The organism is Enterobacter cloacae complex sp. SHL020, assembly GCF_049236945.1.
Classification (GTDB): Bacteria; Pseudomonadota; Gammaproteobacteria; order Enterobacterales; family Enterobacteriaceae; genus Enterobacter; species Enterobacter dykesii.
Genome location: NZ_JBMKJF010000001.1, coordinates 472484 through 495845, shown reverse-complemented (window position 1 = coordinate 495845; position 23362 = coordinate 472484). Strand labels below are relative to the sequence as shown.

The 23362-nt window shown below is 56.4% G+C and carries 28 protein-coding genes; 17 read left to right on the top strand and 11 right to left on the bottom strand.

The features are described 5' to 3' along the window. Positions 1–4 precede the first annotated feature (4 nt). Positions 5–541 carry an ester cyclase gene (locus ACOTZB_RS02305; RefSeq protein ID WP_421626608.1) on the top strand — a complete coding sequence of 179 codons (537 nt, stop codon included), beginning with the start codon at positions 5–7 and terminating at the stop codon, positions 539–541. A 39-nt stretch (positions 542–580) separates the two neighbouring features. Here the strand turns inward: ACOTZB_RS02305 and ACOTZB_RS02300 are convergent, their stop codons facing one another. Further along, positions 581–1048 (bottom strand): DUF1348 family protein, encoded by a 468-nt coding sequence (locus tag ACOTZB_RS02300; RefSeq protein WP_421626401.1) that lies wholly within the window; start codon positions 1046–1048, stop codon positions 581–583. Positions 1049–1151: 103 nt separating this feature from the next. Between ACOTZB_RS02300 and ACOTZB_RS02295 the strand changes: the two genes are divergently transcribed. From ACOTZB_RS02295 to ACOTZB_RS02285, 3 genes are all read left to right on the top strand, one after another. After that, positions 1152–1736 (top strand): TetR/AcrR family transcriptional regulator, encoded by a 585-nt coding sequence (locus ACOTZB_RS02295; RefSeq protein ID WP_421626400.1) that lies wholly within the window; start codon positions 1152–1154, stop codon positions 1734–1736. 82 nt (positions 1737–1818) lie between these two features. Next, entirely contained in the window at positions 1819–2826 is a 1008-nt protein-coding gene (locus ACOTZB_RS02290) for an AraC family transcriptional regulator ligand-binding domain-containing protein (RefSeq protein WP_421626399.1), read from the top strand. Positions 2827–2942: 116 nt separating this feature from the next. Continuing rightward, positions 2943–3773, top strand: a complete 831-nt coding sequence (locus tag ACOTZB_RS02285; protein ID WP_421626398.1) for an oxidoreductase — start codon at positions 2943–2945, stop codon at positions 3771–3773. Between the two features lie 43 nt (positions 3774–3816). On the opposite strand, the gene ACOTZB_RS02280 is transcribed toward ACOTZB_RS02285, so the two are convergent. Further along, complete coding sequence (locus ACOTZB_RS02280; protein ID WP_193807297.1) at positions 3817–4359, bottom strand: histidine phosphatase family protein; 543 nt, start codon at positions 4357–4359, stop codon at positions 3817–3819. Between the two features lie 209 nt (positions 4360–4568). Between ACOTZB_RS02280 and ACOTZB_RS02275 the strand changes: the two genes are divergently transcribed. Both ACOTZB_RS02275 and ACOTZB_RS02270 read left to right on the top strand, forming a co-directional pair. Beyond that, on the top strand, positions 4569–4973 hold the full coding sequence (locus ACOTZB_RS02275) for a VOC family protein (RefSeq protein ID WP_421626397.1): 405 nt from the start codon (positions 4569–4571) through the stop codon (positions 4971–4973). 18 nt (positions 4974–4991) lie between these two features. Next, positions 4992–5504: a GNAT family N-acetyltransferase gene (locus tag ACOTZB_RS02270; RefSeq protein WP_421626396.1), complete on the top strand. Its 513-nt coding sequence runs from the start codon at positions 4992–4994 to the stop codon at positions 5502–5504. Here the strand turns inward: ACOTZB_RS02270 and ACOTZB_RS02265 are convergent. Together ACOTZB_RS02265 and ACOTZB_RS02260 are read right to left on the bottom strand one after the other, a co-directional pair. Further along, entirely contained in the window at positions 5485–6273 is a 789-nt protein-coding gene (locus tag ACOTZB_RS02265; protein ID WP_421626395.1) for a hypothetical protein, read from the bottom strand. The two genes, ACOTZB_RS02270 and ACOTZB_RS02265, sit on opposite strands and share 20 nt — an antisense overlap. Before the next feature lies 1 nt (position 6274). Then, positions 6275–6472: a hypothetical protein gene (locus tag ACOTZB_RS02260; RefSeq protein ID WP_023311615.1), complete on the bottom strand. Its 198-nt coding sequence runs from the start codon at positions 6470–6472 to the stop codon at positions 6275–6277. A gap of 256 nt (positions 6473–6728) precedes the next feature. Here ACOTZB_RS02260 and ACOTZB_RS02255 point away from each other — a divergent pair, with 256 nt between their 5' ends. From ACOTZB_RS02255 to ACOTZB_RS02220, 8 genes are read left to right on the top strand one after another with little or no spacing between them, the layout of a single operon-like run. Then, positions 6729–7163 carry a nuclear transport factor 2 family protein gene (locus ACOTZB_RS02255; RefSeq protein WP_193804389.1) on the top strand — a complete coding sequence of 145 codons (435 nt, stop codon included), beginning with the start codon at positions 6729–6731 and terminating at the stop codon, positions 7161–7163. Then, positions 7160–7879, top strand: coding sequence for an SDR family NAD(P)-dependent oxidoreductase (locus ACOTZB_RS02250; RefSeq protein ID WP_421626394.1), 720 nt, complete (start codon positions 7160–7162; stop codon positions 7877–7879). The genes ACOTZB_RS02255 and ACOTZB_RS02250 overlap by 4 nt, the downstream gene beginning before the upstream one ends. Continuing rightward, entirely contained in the window at positions 7876–9135 is a 1260-nt protein-coding gene (locus ACOTZB_RS02245; RefSeq protein ID WP_421626393.1) for an NAD(P)/FAD-dependent oxidoreductase, read from the top strand. The genes ACOTZB_RS02250 and ACOTZB_RS02245 overlap by 4 nt, the downstream gene beginning before the upstream one ends. A 1-nt stretch (position 9136) precedes the next feature. Continuing rightward, positions 9137–9859 carry a DUF1365 domain-containing protein gene (locus tag ACOTZB_RS02240; RefSeq protein WP_421626392.1) on the top strand — a complete coding sequence of 241 codons (723 nt, stop codon included), beginning with the start codon at positions 9137–9139 and terminating at the stop codon, positions 9857–9859. Beyond that, a complete protein-coding gene (locus ACOTZB_RS02235) occupies positions 9856–11076 on the top strand; it encodes an SAM-dependent methyltransferase (protein WP_214575707.1) in 1221 nt (406 codons plus the stop codon). The genes ACOTZB_RS02240 and ACOTZB_RS02235 overlap by 4 nt, the downstream gene beginning before the upstream one ends. Further along, the gene (locus ACOTZB_RS02230; RefSeq protein ID WP_421626391.1) at positions 11073–11558 is read left to right on the top strand and encodes a DUF2878 domain-containing protein; all 486 of its coding nucleotides are present in this window, start codon (positions 11073–11075) and stop codon (positions 11556–11558) included. Before ACOTZB_RS02235 ends, ACOTZB_RS02230 begins: the two co-directional genes overlap by 4 nt. After that, a complete protein-coding gene (locus tag ACOTZB_RS02225) occupies positions 11555–12079 on the top strand; it encodes a hypothetical protein (RefSeq protein WP_421626390.1) in 525 nt (174 codons plus the stop codon). The genes ACOTZB_RS02230 and ACOTZB_RS02225 overlap by 4 nt, the downstream gene beginning before the upstream one ends. Further along, the gene (locus ACOTZB_RS02220) at positions 12076–12603 is read left to right on the top strand and encodes a DUF3833 domain-containing protein (RefSeq protein WP_421626389.1); all 528 of its coding nucleotides are present in this window, start codon (positions 12076–12078) and stop codon (positions 12601–12603) included. The genes ACOTZB_RS02225 and ACOTZB_RS02220 overlap by 4 nt, the downstream gene beginning before the upstream one ends. 2 nt (positions 12604–12605) lie before the next feature. Here the strand turns inward: ACOTZB_RS02220 and ACOTZB_RS02215 are convergent, their stop codons facing one another. Further along, the gene (locus tag ACOTZB_RS02215; protein ID WP_193804383.1) at positions 12606–13064 is read right to left on the bottom strand and encodes a DMT family transporter; all 459 of its coding nucleotides are present in this window, start codon (positions 13062–13064) and stop codon (positions 12606–12608) included. Between the two features lie 4 nt (positions 13065–13068). Then, on the bottom strand, positions 13069–13503 hold the full coding sequence (locus tag ACOTZB_RS02210; protein WP_193804382.1) for a DMT family transporter: 435 nt from the start codon (positions 13501–13503) through the stop codon (positions 13069–13071). A 95-nt stretch (positions 13504–13598) separates the two neighbouring features. Here ACOTZB_RS02210 and ACOTZB_RS02205 point away from each other — a divergent pair, with 95 nt between their 5' ends. Continuing rightward, positions 13599–14531, top strand: a complete 933-nt coding sequence (locus ACOTZB_RS02205) for a LysR substrate-binding domain-containing protein (protein WP_421626388.1) — start codon at positions 13599–13601, stop codon at positions 14529–14531. Between the two features lie 5 nt (positions 14532–14536). Here ACOTZB_RS02205 and ACOTZB_RS02200 read toward each other — a convergent pair whose 3' ends face one another. The 3 genes from ACOTZB_RS02200 to ACOTZB_RS02190 form a co-directional block, all read right to left on the bottom strand. Then, positions 14537–15565 carry a methionine synthase gene (locus ACOTZB_RS02200; protein WP_023311627.1) on the bottom strand — a complete coding sequence of 343 codons (1029 nt, stop codon included), beginning with the start codon at positions 15563–15565 and terminating at the stop codon, positions 14537–14539. Between the two features lie 23 nt (positions 15566–15588). Beyond that, entirely contained in the window at positions 15589–16563 is a 975-nt protein-coding gene (locus ACOTZB_RS02195; protein WP_421626387.1) for a DUF1852 domain-containing protein, read from the bottom strand. Between the two features lie 123 nt (positions 16564–16686). Next, positions 16687–17163, bottom strand: coding sequence for a GNAT family N-acetyltransferase (locus tag ACOTZB_RS02190; protein WP_421626386.1), 477 nt, complete (start codon positions 17161–17163; stop codon positions 16687–16689). A 141-nt stretch (positions 17164–17304) separates the two neighbouring features. On the opposite strand from ACOTZB_RS02190, the gene ACOTZB_RS02185 reads away from it, so the two are divergent. After that, positions 17305–17844, top strand: a complete 540-nt coding sequence (locus tag ACOTZB_RS02185; protein WP_023311631.1) for a DUF2058 domain-containing protein — start codon at positions 17305–17307, stop codon at positions 17842–17844. Positions 17845–17851: 7 nt separating this feature from the next. Here the strand turns inward: ACOTZB_RS02185 and ACOTZB_RS02180 are convergent, their stop codons facing one another. After that, positions 17852–18538 carry an RluA family pseudouridine synthase gene (locus ACOTZB_RS02180; RefSeq protein ID WP_421626385.1) on the bottom strand — a complete coding sequence of 229 codons (687 nt, stop codon included), beginning with the start codon at positions 18536–18538 and terminating at the stop codon, positions 17852–17854. An 89-nt stretch (positions 18539–18627) separates the two neighbouring features. Next, positions 18628–19233 carry an FMN-dependent NADH-azoreductase gene (azoR, locus tag ACOTZB_RS02175; protein ID WP_008502313.1) on the bottom strand — a complete coding sequence of 202 codons (606 nt, stop codon included), beginning with the start codon at positions 19231–19233 and terminating at the stop codon, positions 18628–18630. Between the two features lie 205 nt (positions 19234–19438). Here azoR and hrpA point away from each other — a divergent pair, with 205 nt between their 5' ends. Further along, positions 19439–23341, top strand: a complete 3903-nt coding sequence (gene hrpA, locus ACOTZB_RS02170; RefSeq protein ID WP_421626607.1) for an ATP-dependent RNA helicase HrpA — start codon at positions 19439–19441, stop codon at positions 23339–23341. Positions 23342–23362 lie beyond the last annotated feature (21 nt).

Sequence of the window (23362 nt, the reverse complement as noted above, 5' to 3'; positions counted from 1 at the left end):
CGGCATGGGGTCAACATATTTACGCCCCGTTCTTGCGGCGCTTTTTTTTATTGGGCTGTCGGGCGCCGCGTATTCTGCCCAGGCAGAATGGGTGAAGCCAAAACAGCTTATTGCAGACACCAGCCTGCCACAGGCGCAATTAAAGGCGAATGAAGCCGTCGCCAGAGAATATGCCTCGTTCTGGAATACCGGTAATGAAACCCTGGCGCGTAATGCCCTGGCGGCAAGCTTTATTGATAAAACGCCTCCGGAAGGGCGTAAGCAGGGGCCGGAAGGCGCTATTTTAGCTTCCCGTGCGTTTCGTGCAGCCGTGCCTGATTTACGCTGTGACGTTGAGCAAATGATTATTTCAGGCGATCGCGTGGTTTCGCATTTACATTTTCACGGCACATTCACCGGAACATTTGGCAAGCTGAAAGGAAAAGGGCAGAAAATAGATTTCATCGCCACGGATATTTATGAGATTGCTGACGGTAAGATCGTGGCTAACTGGCATATTGAGGACAACCTGACGCTGATGAAACAGCTGGGCGCGCTGTAAGGTCATCACTCCGGGGCGGCCCGGAGTGATGCGAAAATCCTATAAGCCAAGATCGCTCAGCGAAGGGTGATCGTCCGGGCGTCTGCCCAGCGGCCAGTGGAACAGGCGCTCGGATTCTTTTATTGGCATATCGTTTATGCAGGCAAAGCGGCGCTTCATCAGTCCGTCCGGCTCAAACTCCCAGTTTTCATTGCCGTAAGAGCGGAACCAGTTGCCGGAATCATCATGCCATTCATAGGCATAGCGCACCGCGATCCGGTTCTCCGTAAATGCCCAGAGCTCTTTAATCAGACGATAGTCCAGCTCTTTTTTCCATTTCCGCGCCAGAAACGCCTGGGCTTCTTCACGGTTGGTGGCGAACTCTGCGCGGTTACGCCATTGGGTATCCAGCGTATAGGCAAGCGCGACTTTCGCCGGGTCGCGGCTGTTCCAGCCGTCTTCTGCCAGCCTGACTTTTTCGATGGCGCTTTCACGAGTGAAGGGCGGTAAAGGAGGACGTGTGTTCATGGCGATTACCTCAGTGTAATTTTATGTAGACAGGTCTGTCTACTTGCGCTAATCTATGCCTGTAAAATAACGCTGTCAACATTCTTTTTGAGGCTAGCCAAAAGTGAAAACAGAACCCGCAGGCAACGATACAAAAATCAGCGTCAGAGATAAAATATTACTCACGGCGCACGATCTTTTTTATTCCACGGGCTTCAGGGCAACGGGGGTTGATACCCTTATTAAAGCGTCTAAAGTGACCAAGGTGACGTTTTATCGCCATTTCCCGAGTAAGAGCTTGCTTATTCTCGCCTATTTGCACTATCGGCATGAAATATGGATTAACTGGTTTGAGACCACGCTGCGTCGACATCTCGATCAAGGCGAAATACCGGCTGATGCGATATCTGCAACGCTTTATGAATGGTTTATTTCGCCCGAGTTCCACGGCTGCGCGTTTATTAACGCCAGCGCAGAGGCGAAATCGGAAGATATTGAAAGTGAAATAAAAGCGATATGCCGCAGTCATAAATCAGAAACAAAGAAAATTATTTCCTTGCTGACGAAGAATGCTGATGAGCGCGTCGTCAATGAAATCATGCTGCTCATTGACGGCGCAATTATTCATGCACAGATGGGCATGGATACGGATGATGTTGTCACTCCGTTGAAGAGGGCATTAGCCGCAGCGTTATTAGTGGGCAAATAATGTTTACACCTGCGACGACTGATAAACGTCCTCAACACAACAATACTTAGCGTTGACTAACCTTCACACCGGGAATGAGCAAATGGCCTGTAACCGTACTTTCGCCCTCGATATAAGCTGGAAAACGCTGCTGAAAGACGCGGGGCTTGAGCCAGAACGCATTCTCCGCAGGGCAGGATTACCTGACGATCTCTTTTTGCAAAAAACGCGCGGACTCGATACGGATGAATACATCCGCTTCTGGAACGCGCTGGAGGCAGAAACGAACGATCCCGCCTTTCCCGTACCACTTATTGAATCGATCTCTGCGGATATATTTGATCCGCCACTTTTTGCCGCACTCTGTAGTAGCAATATGATGCAGGCTGTCCAGCGTCTGGCCAGATATAAAAAGCTTATTGCCCCCATGGTTCTGGAGACAATGGTCGACCAAAACGGCAACTTTACCGTTTCACCGCGCTGGCTTTTTGCGACGGATCTCCCGGTGTTTCTGCAGGTGGCAGAGTTGGGTTTCCTGCTCAAGCTTCTGCGGCTGGGGAGCCGCGAACGGGTTAACCCCTTACGGGTCTGCGTTCCTGCGCTACCGTCAGCGGTTCAGAACAGCCACTTTTCTCGTTTCTTTGGTACTGACGTGCAATATGGAGAACAACCCGCCATCAGCTTTTCCGCAGCCGATGCGCTTCGGCCCTTTTTAACGGTAAATGAGGGGATGTGGCAGGTATTTGAACCGGAACTGCAGCGTCGTCTCGGTCAGTTAAATGACACGGCCTCGACCGCCGAGCTCGTGCGTTCGGTACTCCTGGAACTTATTCCCGGTAACGAAGCGACAATTGAAAAAGCAGCGGAGCGTCTGGGAATGAGCAAACGCACGCTGCAGCGCAGGCTTGAGCTGGAAGGGGATAATTTTCGTAACCTCGTCAACACGTGTCGTGAACACCTGGCCCGTCATTATCTTCGCAATACGCGTCTTTCCGGGTATGAGATCGCATTTTTGCTGGGTTTCGAAGATCCTAACTCATTCTATCGCGCATTTATGACCTGGACGGGCCAGACCCCTGAAGCGGCCAGGATGGCCATGCGTCTTGAGTAAACACGGGCATATTTATCGCTATGATGGCGCAATTTGCGAGTAATGTGGCGCGATGCGCTAGTTAACGTTGGGCCGAAGGAGGGCAAACTAACGACAGTCTACTCACCGAGGTATTTATGTTTACTCAGGACAAGAAAACCGCGCTGGTCACCGGTGCATCGTCAGGTATGGGCAAAGTCATCGCCCGTCGTCTTATTCAGGATGGCTATCAGGTTTACGCCGCTGCCCGTAGCGTTGAGAAAATGAACGATCTCGCCCAGCTTGGCGCGCGCCCTCTGCGGATGGATATCTCACGTGATGAAGACATTTTGGCTGCAGTGGATACCATCGTATCGCAGACGGGTGGGGTTGACGTACTGGTCAACAATGCGGGTTTTGGGCTTTATGGACCGGTAGAAGAGATCGGTATTGATGAAGCTCGCTATCAGTTTGAGGTTAACGTGTTTGGCGCAGCCCGCCTTACGCAGCTGCTGATCCCGACCATGCGCGCCAGACGCAGTGGTTACATTATTAACATCACTTCGATAGGAGGGAAGATTTACACCCCTCTGGGAGCCTGGTATCACGCAACGAAACATGCGCTTGAAGGATGGTCTGACTGTCTGCGTCTTGAAGTGGCTGAATTTGGCATTAAGGTTGTGATTGTTGAACCGGGTTTAATCGAGACAGGCTTTGGTGATGTGGTCAGCGGCAATTTTATCAAACGTTCAGCAAGTGGCCCTTATGGTCATCTGGTAGCGAACGTGGCTAACTCGGTCAAAAATGCTTATGGAAATGGCAGAGGCAGCGACCCGAAGGTGATTGCGGACGTGGTTGCCCGCGTGGTTAAAAGCCCGCATCCGCGTACACGCTATGCAGCCGGCAAGTATGCCCGGATGCTCATCGACATGCGCGTCTGGTTAGGTGACCGTCTGTTCGATCGCATTATTCTTAGCCAGACCCGATGACCCGAGCGCCGAGGATTAAAAAACCTCGGCTCCGCATGTGCCGCTACACAACGCTGTAAACACCCGCTCCCCAGTACCCCTTACCCGTACGAGTCTGTTCTTTCCAGCCTGATGCGATCAGTTCCTTTGCAATAAACCGGTTGATGATCCCATGCCCCATGAGCAAGACGGGCCCGTCGGATCCCTTAGCCGCCGTCACGAGGATCTCGGCCGCCTTAGCGGCACGTTTTTTTACGACGCTTACGCACTCTGCCTCGCCAGACAGGCCGCAGAGCCAAAGTATACGAAACAGCGCCGCCCAGTAAAAAGGCGATAACCGTAACCCTGGGATACGAAATACCGGCAGTTCCGCTTCCCGAAAAACCTCATCAATTAAGCCTGGTGAACACCCCAGCGTTTTCAACGATGAGAGGGCTCGCGGGAGAGGGCTGCTGAGAAACGTAAGCGCGCGGTACGAGAGGATTTGAGCCATTTCAGGTGGTCTATCGCTGCCCGTTGAAGAGCGGTTATAGCTCTCGATCCACTCCGCCATTTCCCTGTATGACACTTTTGACTCACCTCTGTGCTGAGGTTCTCCATGCCGCATCAAAATAATTTCCATATGTTTTTTATCACCCATCATCCCTTCATCAGAGGCAGAGTAGCGCGATCGGATGAGGTTTTTCACCCACCCGTTTTGGTGTGTCTGAACCTGGAGCGGACTTAACAGACTTATCAGTCTGTGAAATATTTTCATGCGCGCGTATTCTGTGGGAATGCGCTGAGCATAACCATTTAGGCTAAAGGAAACGAAAAATGAGAACACAGAAGCGATGCCTTGGCTGCGTGGCTATTGTGGTTGATGACTACGATCGTGCCATTGAATACTACACAGATAAGCTGGGTTTTACCCTTGTAGAAGATACGCCTCAACCGGGTAAACGCTGGGTGGTCGTCTCACCCAACCCGGAAAGCGACTGCAATATTTTGCTGGCTCGTGCTTCTAACGAGAGGCAGGAAAGCTTTATCGGCAATCAATGCGGCGGCAGAGTTTTCCTCTTCCTTCAGACGGACGATTTTTGGCGCGATTACTGTGCCATGAAAGACAAAGGCGTTCATTTCTGCGAAGAACCTCGTGAGGAAGAGTACGGTACGGTGGTGGTGTTTGAAGATATTTACGGCAACCGCTGGGACCTCTATCAAAATGCCCATAGCGGGTGATTACCAGGGAGACTTTCCATGACCCTTCGAATTCGCCGGGCCACCGGGCCCGATGCCGCGCTCTTAAGCGAGCTGGGATACCGAATCTATCCCGCCCATTTTCAGCATCTGTGGGTGTCAGACGCAGAGATGAAGGATTTTCTGGACGGCGAATACGCGCTTTCCGTACTTGAACAGAGCCTGAAAGAGAACGCTGTTTCCTGGTATGTTGCTGAGACCGATCGGCCCGTGGGGTTTATGAAAGTGACCTGGGAAGCCCCGCTCCCGGAAACGGAGAAGAAGGGAGTTCTCCTCAACAAGCTCTACCTCGATCCCGCCGAGACCGGCAAGAACTATGGCCAGGTGATGTTCAACAACATTACCGACATGGCCCGGTGCAGGGGAAAAGGCTATCTCTGGCTGGAAGTGCTTGAGCAGAACGCGGGAGCGTACCGGTTCTACCGGAAGCAGGGCATGCTCTGCGTTAAGAACGTCCTTTTCGAAACCGCTTCACAGCAGAGCATTCTCAGAATTATGGCGATGTCTCTCTAGGGCGAGAGCTCTCGTCGCGCTGTGCCAGCGATAGCGCGCTGGCGCTGGCGGGATCGAACAGCGAGAGGCTCTCAATCTGATTGAGTAAAATCACCTTCCGGAATGACATGGCGCTGCGGGGCTCGGAGTCGAGCGTGATGTCATGCTCCGCATACCACCTGCTGTAGTTATTCTCGATGCGAAAGTTCATCGTCTTCGCATCTCTGTACCCGCTTAACATCGGGATCAGCACGATATTGGCCGTTTTTTCATATTCCAGCGTCGCGGTGTGGATCATGCCGACGTAAATCCGCCTCGACCGCAGCGTGACCTGCGCCAGTTCCCCTTGCTCCATACACTGATACAGCAGCTGTTCAATACCGCTCGACTGCGCCAGACGTTTGTAGAGCTTTTTCCGGCTTTCGCCGTCCAGCCTGGCGCTGCCTGCCCAGTTAGAGCGGTAGAGGCAAAACAGGATGGCAAACGCCAGCATCACCACCACCGGCGCCTGAATGCCTAAAAAACTCCAGTTCATAAAGTCGATTTGCCAGTCGGTATATTTCGGTGAGGCAAAGTGAAAAGCGTTATTGGCGGCGGAAAGGGTAAGCAACAGCAGCCAGAGCAGCCCCGTGGCAATCACCCCCTGCAGAACGAAAATACAGCCGTACAGCGCCACCAGGAAATAGACGTCCCAGCCAAATGAGCGCTTGATTTTAAAGCGTGTCGACAGGTCGCGGCTGGTGTACCAGTACCCGCATACCATCAGCACCATAAATATCGCCGTTCCCATATCAGGCCCTCTTCAGCATGTTGACGTGACGCAGAAAATCCTGCCGCACCTCGTTGCTTTTGTAGTTCACGGAGGCGTTCCCGTCCTGGTCGATAATGATGCGATCGCCATCTTCGACGGCTTCAATAATTTCCTGCTGGCTCATCACCTGCAGTAAGGATTCCGGGCTGGAGAAAAGGGAGAGAAAGAAACGTTTCATGTCAGGCATCCTTATGAATTAAAAAGGATAAGCCTGGAAGAAGACTGGTGAATTTGCCTTAAGGAAATCCTGAAAGTTAAAGCCGGGTGGCGCCACGCCTTACCTGGCCTATAAATCCACTCTTTTGCCTTCATTTAACTTATTGATATGTATTTAAAATAAAAAATAGATCAACACAAACTTGGACAAATAACGGTAATTGTGTAAGTTTTAATTATGCGATTACGCCACGTTGTTTACAGCCAGGATGTGACCCATGAGTACGTTGCCCTCTGTCGTGAGTCGGTTTGTTGAGTACTACGCCGCACTGGATAGCCAGCCGCCGTCGGCGCTGGTCGGGCTTTACCATTCGAATGCCACGCTTATCGATCCGTTTGGCGAGCATGACGGGATTTTCGCGCTTCAGCGCTATTTCACCCATCTGCTGGCCAACGTCGAGCATTGCCGTTTTACCATCGATACGCCGCTGTGCAGCGGAAACCGGTTTGCTGTGACCTGGGTCATGCACTGGTCGCATCCGCGCATTGCCGGAGGCGAGCCGCTCGAACTGCCTGGATGTTCGGTGGTGGAGTCGGAAAACGATCTCATCACCCACCAGCGCGACTACTACGATGCGGGAGAGATGATCTACGAACATCTTCCTCTGCTTGGCTGGGCGGTACGCGGCGTGAAGCGGAGGGTCAAATCATGAAAACGGTGTTGATCACCGGCGCAAGCTCGGGCATTGGCGCCGGGCTGGCGAAATCCTTTGCCGCAGACGGCTACCACGTGATTGCCTGCGGACGCGATCCGGCGCGCCTCGACGCGCTGCATCAGACCTGCCCCAATCTCACCGTTCGCCTGTTCGATATGACCGACAGGGATGCCTGCCGCCAGGCGCTGACCGGCAGCTACGCCGATCTGATAATTCTCTGCGCCGGTACCTGCGAATATCTCGATGGAGGCGTGGTGGATGCGGCGCTGGTGGAGCGGGTTATGGCGACAAATTTCCTTGGCCCGGTGAACTGTCTTGACGCGCTGCAGCCGCACCTGACGGCTGGCAACCGCGTGGTGCTGGTGAGTTCTATGGCCCACTGGCTGACTTTCCCACGGGCAGAGGCCTACGGCGCGTCCAAAGCGGCCCTGAGCTGGTTTGCCGAGAGTTTACGCCTGGACTGGGAGCCAAAAGGAATTGCCGTCACGGTGGTGTCGCCGGGCTTTGTTGATACGCCGCTAACTCGGAAAAACGACTTTGCCATGCCGGGCAGGGTGAGCGTTGACGAGGCGGTCAAGGCGATCCGTACCGGGCTGGCGGCAGGGAAAATGCATATCGCGTTCCCCACCGGGTTCGGCTTTATTTTGCGTGCGCTCTCCGGGTTACCGGCATTTCTTCAGCGCGCGCTGCTGCGCAGGATGGTGCGTTCATGAACATTGCAATTATCGGCAGCGGCATCGCCGGGCTGACCTGCGCCTGGCGCCTGGCCGGGCACCATCAGGTGACCCTGTTTGAAGCGGGCACCACGCCCGGCGGCCATACCGCAACGGTTGACGTCTCGACGCCACAGGGCACCTACGCGATCGATACCGGGTTTATCGTCTACAACGATCGGACCTATCCGCGCTTTATGGGCCTCCTCAGCGAGCTGGGCATCAGCGGGCAAAAAACGCAGATGAGCTTTTCGGTGCACAATCCCGAAACGGGGCTGGAGTACAACGGCCACACCCTGACGTCGCTGTTTGCCCAGCGCCGAAACCTGGTGAATCCTGCATTCTGGCGGCTGCTCGGGGAGATCGTCCGCTTCAATCGTCTGGCAAAGCAGGCGCTGGACGGGGAGGTGGACCCGAACGCCACGCTGCAAACGTTTCTGGAACAGCACGGCTTCACGCCGTTTTTTGCGCGCCACTACATTCTGCCGATGGGGGCCGCCATCTGGTCCTCGTCGCTGCAGGAGATGAAGCGTTTCCCGCTGCCGCTTTTCTTACGTTTCTTCCAGAACCACGGGCTGCTGGATATCACCCAGCGCCCGCAGTGGTACGTCGTGCCGGGCGGCTCGCGGGAGTATATCCGCGCCATGCTCGACAAGCTGGGCGACCGTCTGAATCTGCATCTCAATTCACCGGTGCAGCGGGTGAGCCGCCACGAGCAAGGGGTTACGCTTCAGCTAGAAAACGGCAGCCATACCTTCGATCGGGTGATTTTTGCCTGCCACTCCGCCAGCGCTCTGGCGATGCTTGATGACCCGACGCCCGCAGAGCGCGAGGTGCTGGGCGATATCGGCTGGCAGCGCAACGAGGTCGTTTTACACAGCGACCCGCGCTGGCTGCCGGTGCGGCCGCGCGCGTGGGCCAGCTGGAACTATCGCCTGAGCGCGCAGGAGCAGGCCAGCGCCTGCGTCACCTACAACATGAACATCCTGCAGGGGCTGCCTGCGGGCAGTCCGCTGTTCTGCGTCACCCTCAACCCGGACGCGCCGGTAGATGAACGCTTCGTTCTGCAACGCTTTGTCTATGAACATCCGCTGTTTAACCCGCAAAGCTGGCGGGCACAGGCGCGGCGCGGCGAGATCAACGGCCATAACCGGAGCTGGTACTGCGGGGCCTACTGGTACAACGGTTTTCATGAAGACGGCGTGCGCAGCGCGCTGGACGTGGTCAACGCGATAGCGGTCGGAGAGGGGAACTGAGATGAACAGCTGCCTCTACCACGGCGTATTACGCCACCGCCGCCTTCAGCCGAAAACCCATGAATTCAGCTACAGCGTCTTTATGGCCTGGCTGGATCTCGATGAACTGCCGCTGCTGCCGTCCGTCGGCGTGCGGCGAAATCGCTTTGCCGCCGCCTCGTTCCACGACGCGGACTACCCGCTCGGTGCGCCGCTCAAAGAGAACGTGCTGAGCAGGCTGGAGAGCCTGACCGGGGAACGTCCGGACGGGCGGGTGATGCTCCTGACGCAGCTGCGCTATTTCGGCTTTCATTTCAATCCGGTCAACTTTTACTACTGCTACGACGGGAAGGGGACGCTGCGCTGGGTGCTGGCGGAGGTTCGCAACACGCCGTGGAATGAACGCCATTATTATGCCGTCAACGGACAGGATGCGCAGCCGACGGAAAAAGCGTTTCACGTTTCCCCCTTCAACCCGATGGACATGATCTACCACTGGCGCTTTAACGACCCGGATAACACGCTGCATATGCACATTGAAAATCATCAGGAAGCGAAGGTTTTTGACGCCACGCTGGCGCTGCGCCGGGAGCCTTTGACGCGCCCCGCGCTGCGCTCGCTGTTGCTGCGCATTCCTCTCATGACTCTGAAAACCGTTTATGCCATTTACTGGCAGGCGCTGCGCCTGTGGCTCAAGCGCGTGCCGCTGTATAACCATCCCGTCAGCAGGAGTGAACGCTCATGACCGATCCCGTCTTTGCGTTAGAACCCGATATCCCGCGCAACGTACGCATCGCGCGCTGGCTGCTTTTCAGGCTGCTAAGCGGTATTCGCGGCGGCTCGCTCACGCTGCGTGAAGGGGCGCAGACCTTTCATTTTGGTGAGACATCCTCCGCGCTGCACGCCGACGTGCAGATCCTCACGCCCGGCGTCTACTGGCGCGTCTTAACGGGCGGGAGCCTTGCTGCGGCAGAAGCCTGGATGGACGGCGAATGGGAAACCACGCAACTTACGCCGCTTCTGGAGCTGCTCGCGCTCAACGGCGAGGTGCTTGGCCGTCTGGAAAACGGGTTCCGTCTGTTCGGCAGGCCGCTGGAGCGTCTGCGCCACTGGACCCGGCGTAACTCCCGCGCGCAGGCGCGTGAAAATATTGCCGCTCATTACGATCTGGGCAATACCTTCTATGCCCATTTTCTGGATAAAGAGCTGCTCTATTCCAGCGCGCTGTTTACTGAGGATGAGCAGGATCTCACGGCGGCCCAGCAGGCCAAAATGGCGCGCCTGTGCGAACAGCTGGCGCTGAGCCCGGCCGATCACCTGCTGGAAATTGGCACCGGCTGGGGCGCGATGGCGGAATACGCCGCCCGTCATTACGGCTGTCGGGTGACCACCACCACGCTGTCGCAGGAGCAATTCATCTGGGCGGCAGAGCGGATCGCCCGCGCCGGGCTGCAGGATCGGGTTGAGGTGCTGCTCTGCGACTATCGCGACCTCACCGGACAGTACGACAAGCTGGTCTCGATAGAGATGATTGAGGCCGTCGGGCAACGCTATCTGCCCACGTTCTTCCGCACCTGCCAGGCGCGTCTGCGCCCGGGAGGACGGATGGCGATTCAGGCCATAACCATTCAGGACCAGCGCTATCGCGACTACAGCAAAAGCGTCGATTTTATCCAGCGCTACATCTTCCCCGGCGGCTTCCTGCCGAGCATCACCGCGATGAACGAGCTGATGACGCGCCACACCGATTTCGTGGTGCGCAATCTCTTCGACATGGGTCCCGACTACGCCCGCACGCTTGCCCACTGGCGGCAGCGGTTTGTCCATGCCTGGCAGGAGATTGAAAAGCTTGGCTTCGATGAACGGTTCCGCCGCATGTGGCTGTACTACTTTGGCTACTGCGAAGCAGGGTTTAACGCCCGCACCATTAGCGTGGTGCAGCTGACCGCCGAGCGCGTATGAGACGATATCTTCAGGTCTTCCTGCTGGCCGTCGCGTTCGATCTTTACTGGGCGCTGGTGGTGATCTTTCGCGAACAGGGCCTGATTTTCTGGATTGCGCTGGCGTTCCTGGCGTGTCTGCTCTTGCCGCCTGTATACCGGTTTTACGCCATTGGGCTGGCCGCGGCGGGGAGTCTGCTGGATACGCTCTGGGCGCTGACGGGACTGATTGCCTTCACGGGCGAGTCCCTGATGCCGCTATGGATGGTGGCATTATGGCTGATGTTTGCCTCCGTCTGGACGCAGCTGACGCGCACCACCACGTTGCCCGGCTGGCTGCTGACCCTGTTGGCTGCCGTGGGGGGACCGGTGGCTTATCTGTTTGGCGAGCGGCTGGGTGCCATCACGTTTCTGGAGCCAACCTTTATCGTCGTCAGCTGGATGGCGCCGGGGTGGCTGGTATTGATGCTGTTTTTCCACCTGCTGATGGGGAGACAAAAATGAGAGCTGCATTTTTGCTGCTTTGTCTTACGCTGGTTGTTCCCGTTGCCCAGGCCGCCGACTGGCTGGCGTGGCGGAAGGTGGGAGACGCCACGCTTACCTGGGGGCCGTTCACGGTCTATACCTCTCAGCTCCGCACCCCCGACGGGCGTTATGGTCGGGAGGACCAGGATCAGGCGCTGATTATTACCTACGCGCGCGACATCGATCGCGATGAACTGGTCGAGGCGACGCGCGATCAGTGGCAGGCGCAGGGGATCCTGACGCAGGAACCGCAAAGCGAAGCCTGGCTGCGGATGCTCCAGTCGCTGTGGCCGGATGTCCGCCCGGGCTCACAGCTGGCGTTTGTTCTCAACGATGGGCAGGGGCAGTTCTGGTATCGCGCATCAGCGGCGCAAACATCCTTTATTCCACTCGGACCGCGCCAGTCTGAAGCGTTCAGCACCCGTTTTCTGGCCATCTGGCTCGATCCCCTCACACAATATCCTGAGCTGCGTCAGCAGTTAATCGGAGGCCAAAAATGAAACGTATCCTGATGATGGCGCTGGCATTCACGATGCTGCTGGCGGGCTGTAGCACTGAAGTGGCCGAGTATCGCCAGCAGCAGCCGCGGCTTGATATCTTCTACTACTTCCAGGGCAGAACCGAAGCGTGGGGGATGGTGCAGGATCGCAGCGGCAAGCAGGTCCGCCGCTTCCACGTTGAAATTGCCGGAGACGTTATCGGCGATACGCTGACGCTCAACGAGCACTTCGTCTACGACGATGGCGAGAAGCAGCAGCGGGTCTGGCACATCCGGCGCGTGGGGAACGATCGCTACGAGGGAACGGCAGGGGACATTGAAGGGGTTGCCACGGGGCAGGCCGCAGGCAACGCCTTTAACTGGCATTACAGCATGAATGTCAAAGCCAACGGGCGCACCTGGCTGCTGAAGTTTGACGACTGGATGTACCTGCAGGATGAGACCCATCTGTTTAATAAAACCGAGATGAAGAAATTTGGCGTCACCGTCGCCACGGTGACGCTGTTTTTCACCCGGAAGACGTAAGCTTAGTCGCGAACATTGCCGGTTTTGCTGCTGGAGTAAATGAAGTACAGGGCAACCCCCAGGCAAACCACCGCGCCCAGACGGCTCGGTGAAAACGGAATAGCGGGATTGTTCAACCAGCCAAAGTTATCAATTAGCATACTCATGGCGAGCTGGCCGAAGATCACCGCCACCGTAGCGACGGCTGTACCAATGCGCTGCACCGCCACGACCATGATCACAATGTAAGGCACGCCGAACATCGCCCCGAGGAGCTGCCATTTCGGCACGTCCAGCAGCGTGACCGCCTGCTTAGGCTCAAAGAAGAAAATGAGCAGGGCGGTCACCAGCGCGCCGACGGAAAACGTCAGAAACGCGCTTTTAAATATCCCGACATTGCTGCCGAGCTGTCCGTTAATCGCGGCCTGAATGCTCAGCGTTGCGCCGCCGCAGACGGCCAGAAGAATCATAATCAGCGTCATCTCGTTACCCCTTTGCGACCAGAACCAGTGCCGCAATAATAAAAACCAGCGCCACGATACGTTTTGCGTTTATCTTCCTGTGCGGCGTACCCAGCAGGCCAAAGTGGTCAATGATCAGGCTTTTAAAGACCTGACCAGCCAGAATGCCAATCATCGTCAGAGCGATGCCGATGGTCGGCGTGGCGATCGTCAGAATGACCACGTAAACAGGGCCGAGCACGCCGCCGAGCAGCTGCCAGCCGGGCTGGGCAAAAAACGACGGACTGCTGCGCGGGCTGAAAAACAGCATCAGCAGAAACGTCAGCGCGGCGCCGACGCCAAAAATGCTGAACGTCGCCCATAAATCGCCCACTTCTCCCCCTAATGGCCCCAGCAGCCCCGCCTCGACGGAGAGGCCCATCCCGCCGGCAATCACCAGTAAAATCAAAACAAACTGCATTCTTCTTCCTCCGTTTTCAGGCGAAGAAGATTACGTCGGTAGACCCATCAGAAAAATGCCATAATGCAGGAAACACCTTTGCAGGAAATGCATTAATGTCAGATGCCGGAAGCATGAACCTTCGCTCACTGCTGCTGTTTATTGCGGTCTATGAAACGCAGAACTTTTCCGTCGTTGCGCGACGAGAGGGAATATCTGCCTCCCAGGTGTCGCGTATTGTTCACCAGCTTGAGGACGCGCTCGGCCAGCAGCTGTTCTATCGCAATACCCGGGCGGTGATCCCCACGGAAAGCGGGCATCTGTTTATCCGCTATGCCCGGGCGATGGTTGATAACTTTGAAGAGGCGCGTCGTGAGCTGGATGAACGTTCGACCGAACCCTCCGGCACGGTCCGCATAAATGGGCCGGTATTTTTTGGACAGAGACACGTTGCGCCCGGACTGGCAGGTCTGGCCGAGCGTTATCCACGGTTAACCATTGAGCTGACGCTGACCGATGACTTTATCGACCCGCACCGGGATGCCGCCGATCTCATCTTCCGCATCGGCATGCTGACGGATTCGACGTTCCACGCCCGTGTTTTTGGGCAGCAGCGATACCACCTCGCCGCGTCGCCCGCGTATCTGCGTCAACACGGTGTCCCGACCGATCCGGCCGAGCTGAGCCAGCACAAATGTCTGGTCTATCGCGGTTCGTCTGGGCCTAACCGCTGGCTCGTTCGTCGCAAAGGAGAGTCTTGGGTGCATTATCCGGTCGCGCCGCTGATGACGTCCAATAATGCGGAATCGCTGCTCATTGCCGCGCTGGGCGGGATGGGGATCGTCCTGTTTCCGGACTGGCTGATTGGCGACAGGCTGAAGCGGGGCGAGCTGGTTGCCCTTATGCCGGAAATGGCGTGCGCCATCAACACGGAGCAACTTAATATTGCGGCGATCTATCCTAACGCACGTCATCCGCCCCTGAACGTCAGGGCGGTGATTGATTATTACGTGGCGTTTTTCGGCACGCCGCTCTACTGGCAAACGTAAGGCAATTACGCGCCGAGCTCCTTGCGGATAATCTCTGCGCCGGCGCTAAGCGCTTTCAGCTTGCCGTTAGCCACCTGGCGGGAAAGCGGAGCCATGCCGCAGTTGGTTGACGGGTAAAGCTTGTCGGCATCGACGAACTGCAGCGCTTTACGCAGCGTATCGGCGACTTCCTCCGGCGTTTCAACGGCGTTGGTTGCCACATCAATCGCGCCGACCATCACCTTTTTACCGCGGATCAGCTCCAGCAGATCCATCGGTACGCGGGAGTTGTGGCACTCCAGGGAGATAATATCGATATTAGAGGTCTGCAGCTTAGGGAAGGCCTCTTCATACTGGCGCCACTCTGAGCCGAGCGTCTTTTTCCAGTCGGTATTGGCCTTGATGCCGTAGCCGTAGCAGATGTGTACCGCGGTTTCGCACTTCAGCCCTTCAATGGCGCGCTCCAGCGCGGCGATACCCCAGTCGTTCACCTCGTCAAAAAAGACGTTAAATGCCGGTTCATCAAACTGGATAATATCCACGCCTGCGGCCTCTAACTCACGCGCTTCCTGATTGAGGATTTTGGCGAATTCCCAGGCCAGCTTTTCGCGGCTTTTATAGTGCGCGTCGTAAAGGGTGTCGATCATGGTCATCGGCCCGGGCAGGGCCCATTTGATCGGCTTGTCCGTGAGCTGACGCAGGTATTTCGCATCGTCCACGAATACCGGCTTCTGACGCGCAACGGCTGAAACCACGGTCGGTACGCTGGCGTCGTAGCGGTTACGAATGCGCACCGTCTGGCGATTTTCAAAATCTACGCCGCTCAGGTGTTCAATAAAGGTGGTGACGAAGTGTTGGCGGGTCTGTTCTCCGTCGCTGACGATATCGATACCCGCGCGGATCTGCTCATCCAGGGACAGGCGCAGCGCGTCCTGCTTGCCCGCCAGGAGTTCCTGATCCTGTAATTTCCAGGGTGACCACAGGGTTTCAGGTTGTGCAAGCCAGGTCGGCTTAGGCAGGCTGCCAGCCGTAGAAGTCGGGAGCAATGTTTTCATAATAAAAGACCTATTTTGATGAATTAAAGCGTGTAGTTATCAGACCACTGCTCAAGAATGTGTTGGTAAGGCTTAATAAAGTACGCTTCGGTAAAGCGACCCTGTTCAATCGCCAGTCGGCTACGCTCTTCCCGGTCATAAACAATTTTGGTTAAGGAGTGATCCTGCTGGTTCAGATCCGGTCGGTAGCACAGTCCCGCCGCCGAGTTTGCGTTATAAATTTCCGGGCGATAGATTTTCTGGAACGTCTCCATCGTGCTGATGGTGGCAATCAGCTCCAGATCGGTGTAGTCACTCAGCAAATCCCCGGTAAAGAAGAACGCGAAAGGCGCCACGCTGTTTTCCGGCATGAAATAGCGAACCTTCAGGCCCATCTTCGCGAAGTACTGTTCCGTAAGCGACTCGCCATCCGGCTGATATTCAATGCCAAGTACCGGGTGCTGGTTACCGGTGCGGCGGTAGGTGTCTTTGCTGGAGACGCTCAGGCAGATCACCGGACCCTTGCTGAAGTTCTCTTTGTATTCCGGCGAATTCACAAAGTGGCGGAAAATATTGCCGTGCAGTTCGCCAAACTTTTCCGGAATGCTGAAGTGCTGCTGGTTCTTGTTGTGTTCCAGCAGGCGCACGCTGAAATCATAATCCCGCACGTAAGAAGAGAAGTTATTTCCGACGATGCCAGGGATACGCTGGTTATTTTTTTTGTCGACAATCGTGGTTTGCAATATCTCAATGGCCGGGAACGGTTTTTCCGCGCCAATGTTCAAATCGACAGAGATGATTTCCAGCTCAACCGCGTAGCGATCGGCATTTGGGTTATCCCAGCGCGCCAGGGCGTTAAAGCGGTTGTTGATCATCACCAGCGTATTGCGCAGGTTTTCCTGACGCTTTTCCCCGCGCGCCAGGTTGGCAAAGTTGGTGGTCGTACGCGTATTTTCTGACGGGTTGTAATTCTCATCGAAGCAACTGCGCTTAAGGGTATATGTGAAAGCTTTGCTCATTGTGGTTATGCATCCTAAGTTCATGTTGCTAAGAAGTTACCGATGCATAATTTATGCCTTAGCCCGCGGCGCAGGGGAAGTGACTTAATTTCAATGCAACATGAGGGAAGTTCATGATGTTGATCACAAATTCCCACGACTCTCGTTTAGTGCAAGTTTTTTTGCTAAGCAGACTGCTTCTTGCCTGCCGATGTAGGGACCATAGTTGTCAATGACGCGGTAGCCATTTCGCTCATAGAATTTCACCGCACGAGCATTAACGTGTCGGGTTTCTAGCCAGACTTCGCTATAACCTAAACGTTGTGCCGACGCTTCAAGAAAAGCCAGTAAAACCTTACCAATACCCGGCTCGCTCCTGTCGGAATACATGCGTTTCAGCTCGGCAATCTGTTCGGAAAGTGGTCGTAATGCGGCACATCCCACGGCATCACCTTTTTCATTCCTGGCGACCGCCCACAGGGCGCGTTCGGCCATCATCGAGTCGATGTTAAAATGACGCGTACCGCCATCCCCGGTGATGTTCGCCAGTTCTGATGATAATTTTTCAATCAGACGCAGGGATTCAGAAGAGTGCAGGTCGGCTTTATGAATCGTTATCACTGGAGTGTTCCATTGTGTTTTATTTTGCAGGCGTCAAATTATCAGACGGTTATGGTGAACCGTCCTATGTTTTACTTATGTTTCGGCACGCCCTTAATGACGCTATAATCCCCAAAATTTCCAACCGGTTTAGAAACAATCATGACAAAACTCACCTTACAAGAGCAGATGCTGAAAGCGGGCCTCGTCAGCAGCAAGAAAGCGGCGAAAGTGCAGCGCACGGCAAAGAAATCACGCGTTCAGGCGCGGGAGGCCCGTGAAGCGGTAGAAGAGAACAAAAAGGCGCAGATCGAGCGCGACAAGCTGCTGAGCGAACAGCAGAAGCAGGCCGTGCTGGCGAAAGAGTTTAAGGCGCAGGTGAAGCAGCTGATTGAGATGAACCGCATCACCGTGGCGAAAGGTAACATCACCTTTAACTTCACCGACGGTAATCTGATCAAAAAAATCGACGTCGACAAGCAAACCCAGGCCCAGCTGATTAACGGTCGTCTGGCGATTGCCCGTCTGGTCATCAACGCCAGCGGCGACTGCGAATACGCGATTATTCCGGCGGTGGTGGCCGATAAAATTGCCCAGCGCGATGCCGACAGCATTGTGCTAAACAGCGCGCTCAGCCAGGAAGAGCAGGACGAAGACGATCCGTACGCGGACTTCAAAATCCCTGACGATTTGATGTGGTAAATTGCGTTCAGAACGGGGCGGCGTGACGGGCGTTAACCGGCTCTCCGCTCACGGGATGAATAAAATTCAACTCGCTGGCATGCAGCATCAGCCGGGGCGCATCCTTAGCCCCCGGCGCTTCAAGACCGCCATACAGATCGCAGCCCAGAATTGGGTGCCCCAGCTGCTGACAGTGAATGCGCAGCTGGTGGGTTCGCCCGGTCTCCGGCGTCAGTATCACCCGCGTTAACGGCACTCCCGTACCCTGATAAAACCGTTCCACCACCCGATAGCGGGAGCGGGCGGGTTTTCCGCTGATGGGGCAGATTGACATCAGCGGGAACAGCGCCGGGTCTTTGGCAATCGGCGCGTCTATTATTCCCTCGTCATTTTCCACATGACCGCAAAGCATGGCGCTGTAGACTTTCTCCACGCTGCGCTGGCTGAACTGCTGGCACAGCGCCGCGTTGATGGCCTTATTGCGCGCAACCACCATCAGCCCGGACGTGCCGAAATCCAGGCGGTGTACCAGCGTGCAGCCGGGGTACGTCTGGACCAGACGATAATGGACGGAATCAAGGTTTTGCGGATTTTTGCCCGAGAGGCTGAGCAGACCGGAGGGCTTATCGATAAGCAGCAGATGTTCATCCTGCCAGAGGATCTGAATGTCGTCGTGACACGGTGGGGCTATAAAAGAATCAATAATCGAAGACATCAGGCCGCCCGGCTGGAGAGTGGGAGCGGATGATAACGAAATGCGGGGAAAAGAAAAAACCTCCCACCAGGCGGTGAGAGGGCAAAATCTTAGGCTGCTACCAGGCTGTCGATGGCGGCTTTCGCATCGGTCTGCGCTTTGGTCGCCACTTCCGGACCGTAAGCGATACCTTCCGCGAACACGAAGTTCACGTCAGTGATGCCGATGAAGCCCAGGAACAGGCTCAGGTACGGCGCAACCAGGTCGGTTGGGGTGTCTTTATGGATACCGCCGCGGCTGGTCAGGACGATCGCACGTTTACCTTTCACCAGACCTTCAGGGCCGTTCTCGGTGTAACGGAAGGTTACGCCAGCGCGCGCCACCAGGTCGAAGTAGTTCTTCAGCTGGGTAGGGATGTTGAAGTTGTACATTGGGGCGTTGATAACGATAACGTCATGCGCCTGCAGCTCAGCAATCAGCTCGTCAGAGAGCGCCAGGGCTTCCTGCTGACGTGGAGACAGCGGTGCATCGCTTGGGCGCAGCGCGCCAACCAGCTCGCCATCCAGCACAGGAATTGGGTTTGCAGCCAGGTCACGCACGGTGATTTCGTCAGCAGAATGCTGTTCACGCCACTGTTCAACGAAGTAATCAGACAGCTGACCAGACTGAGAGTACCCTGCCAGAATACTGGATTTCAAAACTAATACTTTGCTCATGGGTGATTCCTGTTTTTGGATTTGATTGAAGGGGGTTGCCCCGTTGCTTGTTGACACTCTATTCACAATCCTGCCATAGAGATAGCGCAATATATCGAAGCCTATGTTCGAATTTTTTGAATAAGGCGCGAAAGGCGTCATTGTGGTACTCTATAGCAATCATTAAAAAGAGAATTTATCAGGGCGTGTAGTGCCCTTTAACGCTATGACAGAACAACAAAAATTGACCTTCCCGATGCTCCTGCAACAGCTCGATTCTCTGATGCTACGCGACAAACAGCGCTTCGCCCGTCGTCTGCACGGCGTTAAGAAGGTTAAAAATCCTGATGCTCAACAGGCCATTTACCAGGAGATGGCGAAAGAGATTGAACAGGCGGCAGGGAAAGTCTTGCTGCGCGAAGCCGCGCGCCCGGCGATTACCTACCCGGAAAACCTGCCCGTCAGCCAGAAAAAACAGGACATCCTTGAGGCCGTCCGCGACCACCAGGTGGTGATTGTCGCCGGGGAAACCGGCTCGGGGAAAACCACCCAGCTGCCGAAAATCTGTATGGAGCTGGGACGCGGCCTGAAAGGGCTGATTGGCCACACCCAGCCGCGTCGTCTGGCGGCGCGCACCGTAGCGAACCGTATTGCCGAAGAGCTGCAGACGGAGCCGGGCGGCTGCATCGGCTACAAGGTGCGATTCAGCGACCACGTCAGCGATAACACCATGGTCAAGCTGATGACCGACGGTATTCTGCTGGCTGAAATTCAGCAGGATCGCCTGCTGATGCAGTACGACACCATCATCATTGACGAAGCGCACGAGCGCAGCCTGAACATCGACTTCCTGCTCGGCTACCTGAAAGAGCTGCTGCCGCGTCGCCCGGATCTGAAAGTCATCATTACCTCCGCGACCATCGACCCGGAGCGCTTCTCGAAGCATTTCAACAATGCGCCGATTATCGAGGTGTCAGGACGCACGTATCCGGTTGAAGTGCGCTATCGCCCGATTGTGGAAGAGGCGGATGATACCGAGCGCGACCAGCTGCAGGCCATCTTCGATGCCGTTGACGAGCTGGGCAACGAAAGCGCGGGCGACATTCTGATCTTCATGAGCGGCGAGCGCGAAATCCGCGACACCGCCGATGCGCTCAGCAAGCGCGACCTGCGCCACACGGAGATCCTGCCGCTGTACGCCCGTCTGTCGAACAGCGAGCAGAACCGCGTCTTCCAGCCGCACGGCGGGCGCCGCATCGTCCTGGCGACTAACGTGGCGGAAACCTCGCTGACCGTGCCGGGAATTAAATACGTTATCGACCCGGGCACGGCGCGCATCAGCCGCTACAGCTACCGCACCAAGGTCCAGCGGCTGCCGATTGAGCCGGTCTCTCAGGCGTCCGCTAACCAGCGTAAAGGCCGCTGCGGCCGCGTGTCGGAAGGGATCTGTATTCGTCTCTATTCCGAAGACGATTTCCTGTCGCGCCCGGAGTTTACCGACCCGGAAATTCTGCGCACCAACCTGGCGTCCGTTATCCTGCAGATGACCGCGCTGGGGCTGGGCGACATCGCGGCGTTCCCGTTCGTCGAAGCGCCGGACAAACGCAACATTCAGGACGGCGTGCGTCTGCTGGAAGAGCTCGGCGCCATTACCACCGACGAGCAGGCGACGGTCTACAGGCTGACGCCGCTGGGCCGACAGCTCAGCCAGCTGCCGGTGGATCCGCGTCTGGCCCGTATGGTGCTGGAAGCGCAGAAGCACGGCTGCGTGCGCGAAGCGATGATCATCACCTCGGCGCTCTCCATTCAGGACCCGCGCGAGCGTCCGATGGACAAGCAGCAGGCGTCTGACGAAAAGCACCGTCGCTTCCACGACAAAGAGTCCGACTTCCTCGCCTTCGTGAACCTGTGGAACTATCTCGGCGAGCAGCAGAAAGCGCTCTCCTCGAACCAGTTCCGCCGCCAGTGCCGCGTGGATTTCCTCAACTACCTGCGCGTGCGTGAGTGGCAGGATATCTACACCCAGCTGCGCCAGGTGGTGAAAGAGCTGGGCATTCCGGTGAACAGCGAGCCGGCGGAGTATCGCGAAATCCATATCGCACTGCTGACCGGCCTGCTGTCCCACATTGGGATGAAGGACGCCGAGAAGCAGGAGTATACCGGCGCGCGCAACGCCCGTTTCTCCATCTTCCCCGGTTCCGGCCTGTTCAAAAAGCCGCCGAAATGGACCATGGTCGCCGAGCTGGTGGAAACCAGCCGCCTGTGGGGGCGCATTGCCGCGCGGATCGATCCGGAATGGGTGGAGCCGGTGGCGCAGCATCTGCTTAAGCGCTCGTACAGTGAACCGCACTGGGAGCGCGCGCAGGGCGCGGTGATGGCGACCGAGAAGGTGACCGTTTACGGCCTGCCCGTGGTTGCCGCGCGGAAGGTCAACTACAGCCAGATTGACCCGGCGCTCAGCCGCGAGCTGTTTATCCGCCACGCGCTGGTGGAGGGAGACTGGCAGACGCGCCACGCCTTCTTCCGCGAAAACCTGAAGCTGCGCGCGGAAGTGGAGGAGCTGGAGCATAAGTCGCGCCGCCGCGACATTCTGGTGGATGATGAGGCGCTGTTTGAGTTTTACGACCAGCGCATCAGCCACGATGTTATCTCTGCCCGCCACTTCGACAGCTGGTGGAAGAAGTCCAGCAAAGAGACGCCGGACCTGCTCAACTTCGAAAAGAGCATGCTGATTAAAGAGGGCGCGGAGTCGGTCAGCCAGCTCGACTACCCGAACTTCTGGCATCAGGGCAACCTCAAGCTGCGTCTGACCTATCAGTTTGAGCCAGGGGCCGACGCCGACGGCGTGACCGTCCACATTCCGCTGCCGCTGTTAAACCAGGTCGATGAAGGCGGGTTTGAATGGCAAATTCCCGGCCTGCGCCGCGAGCTGGTGATTGCGCTGATCAAATCCCTGCCGAAACCGGTGCGCCGTAACTTTGTTCCCGCGCCGAACTATGCGGAAGCCTTTTTAGGCCGCGTCACGCCGCTGGAGCTGCCGCTGCTGGACGCGCTCGAGCGCGAGTTCCGACGCATGACCGGCACCACCATCGACCGTGAAGACTGGAACTGGGATCAGGTGCCCGATCATCTGAAAATAAGCTTCCGCGTGGTGGACGATAAAAATAAAAAGCTGCTGGAAGGGCGCTCCCTGAGCGAGCTGAAAGAGGCGCTGAAAGGCAAAGTTCAGGAAACGCTGTCTGCGGTGGCCGATGACGGCATCGAGCAGAGCGGGCTGCATATCTGGAGCTTTGGTCAGCTTCCGGAAAGCTACGAACAGAAGCGCGGTAACTATAAGGTCAAAGCCTGGCCGGCGCTGGTGGACGAGCGCGACAGCGTGGCGATCAAGCTGTTTGATAACCCGCAGGAACAGCAGCAGATGATGTGGCGCGGGCTGCGTCGCCTGCTGCTGCTCAACATCCCGTCGCCGATCAAGTATCTGCACGAGAAGCTGCCGAACAAAGCCAAGCTCGGGCTCTACTTTAACCCGTACGGCAAGGTGCTGGATCTGATTGACGACTGCATCTCCTGCGGCGTGGACAAGCTGATCCACGAGGCGGGCGGGCCGGTCTGGACGGAAGAGGGCTTTGCTCAGCTTCATGAAAAGGTGCGCGCGGAGCTGAACGACACCGTGGTGGAGATAGCCAAACAGGTCGAGCAGATCCTTACCGCTGTGTTCAATATCAACAAGCGCCTGAAGGGGCGCGTGGATATGACCATGGCGCTGGGGCTCTCGGACGTGAAGGCGCAGATGGCGGGGCTGGTCTATCGCGGCTTTGTCACCGGCAACGGCTTTAAGCGTCTGGGCGATACGCTGCGCTATCTGCAGGCGATTGAAAAACGTCTGGAAAAAATGGCTATCGACCCGCACCGCGATCGCGCGCAGATGCTGAAAGTGGAGAGCGTGCAGCAGGTGTGGCAGCAGTGGCTCAACAAGCTGCCGCCGGCGCGCCGCGATGATGAAGACGTTCAGGCGATCCGCTGGATGATCGAGGAGCTGCGCGTCAGCTTCTTTGCCCAGCAGCTCGGTACGCCGTATCCGATTTCGGATAAGCGTATCCTGCAGGCGATGGAGCAGATTTCCGCTTAAAACCCGGTTTATCCCTCTCCC

Coding starts and splice junctions, on each gene's coding strand:
- ACOTZB_RS02215 (WP_193804383.1), bottom strand. CDS start 13,064: ATGACGCTGATTATGATTCTTCTGGCCGTCTGCGGCGGCGCAACGCTG.
- ACOTZB_RS02240 (WP_421626392.1), top strand. CDS start 9,137: ATGAACAGCTGCCTCTACCACGGCGTATTACGCCACCGCCGCCTTCAG.
- ACOTZB_RS02270 (WP_421626396.1), top strand. CDS start 4,992: ATGACCCTTCGAATTCGCCGGGCCACCGGGCCCGATGCCGCGCTCTTA.
- ACOTZB_RS02275 (WP_421626397.1), top strand. CDS start 4,569: ATGAGAACACAGAAGCGATGCCTTGGCTGCGTGGCTATTGTGGTTGAT.
- ACOTZB_RS02180 (WP_421626385.1), bottom strand. CDS start 18,538: ATGTCTTCGATTATTGATTCTTTTATAGCCCCACCGTGTCACGACGAC.
- azoR (WP_008502313.1), bottom strand. CDS start 19,233: ATGAGCAAAGTATTAGTTTTGAAATCCAGTATTCTGGCAGGGTACTCT.
- hrpA (WP_421626607.1), top strand. CDS start 19,439: ATGACAGAACAACAAAAATTGACCTTCCCGATGCTCCTGCAACAGCTC.
- ACOTZB_RS02185 (WP_023311631.1), top strand. CDS start 17,305: ATGACAAAACTCACCTTACAAGAGCAGATGCTGAAAGCGGGCCTCGTC.
- ACOTZB_RS02200 (WP_023311627.1), bottom strand. CDS start 15,565: ATGAAAACATTGCTCCCGACTTCTACGGCTGGCAGCCTGCCTAAGCCG.
- ACOTZB_RS02210 (WP_193804382.1), bottom strand. CDS start 13,503: ATGCAGTTTGTTTTGATTTTACTGGTGATTGCCGGCGGGATGGGCCTC.
- ACOTZB_RS02245 (WP_421626393.1), top strand. CDS start 7,876: ATGAACATTGCAATTATCGGCAGCGGCATCGCCGGGCTGACCTGCGCC.
- ACOTZB_RS02220 (WP_421626389.1), top strand. CDS start 12,076: ATGAAACGTATCCTGATGATGGCGCTGGCATTCACGATGCTGCTGGCG.
- ACOTZB_RS02305 (WP_421626608.1), top strand. CDS start 5: ATGGGGTCAACATATTTACGCCCCGTTCTTGCGGCGCTTTTTTTTATT.
- ACOTZB_RS02255 (WP_193804389.1), top strand. CDS start 6,729: ATGAGTACGTTGCCCTCTGTCGTGAGTCGGTTTGTTGAGTACTACGCC.
- ACOTZB_RS02205 (WP_421626388.1), top strand. CDS start 13,599: ATGTCAGATGCCGGAAGCATGAACCTTCGCTCACTGCTGCTGTTTATT.
- ACOTZB_RS02225 (WP_421626390.1), top strand. CDS start 11,555: ATGAGAGCTGCATTTTTGCTGCTTTGTCTTACGCTGGTTGTTCCCGTT.
- ACOTZB_RS02250 (WP_421626394.1), top strand. CDS start 7,160: ATGAAAACGGTGTTGATCACCGGCGCAAGCTCGGGCATTGGCGCCGGG.
- ACOTZB_RS02265 (WP_421626395.1), bottom strand. CDS start 6,273: ATGGGAACGGCGATATTTATGGTGCTGATGGTATGCGGGTACTGGTAC.
- ACOTZB_RS02195 (WP_421626387.1), bottom strand. CDS start 16,563: ATGAGCAAAGCTTTCACATATACCCTTAAGCGCAGTTGCTTCGATGAG.
- ACOTZB_RS02260 (WP_023311615.1), bottom strand. CDS start 6,472: ATGAAACGTTTCTTTCTCTCCCTTTTCTCCAGCCCGGAATCCTTACTG.
- ACOTZB_RS02235 (WP_214575707.1), top strand. CDS start 9,856: ATGACCGATCCCGTCTTTGCGTTAGAACCCGATATCCCGCGCAACGTA.
- ACOTZB_RS02290 (WP_421626399.1), top strand. CDS start 1,819: ATGGCCTGTAACCGTACTTTCGCCCTCGATATAAGCTGGAAAACGCTG.
- ACOTZB_RS02230 (WP_421626391.1), top strand. CDS start 11,073: ATGAGACGATATCTTCAGGTCTTCCTGCTGGCCGTCGCGTTCGATCTT.
- ACOTZB_RS02280 (WP_193807297.1), bottom strand. CDS start 4,359: ATGCGGCATGGAGAACCTCAGCACAGAGGTGAGTCAAAAGTGTCATAC.
- ACOTZB_RS02300 (WP_421626401.1), bottom strand. CDS start 1,048: ATGAACACACGTCCTCCTTTACCGCCCTTCACTCGTGAAAGCGCCATC.
- ACOTZB_RS02285 (WP_421626398.1), top strand. CDS start 2,943: ATGTTTACTCAGGACAAGAAAACCGCGCTGGTCACCGGTGCATCGTCA.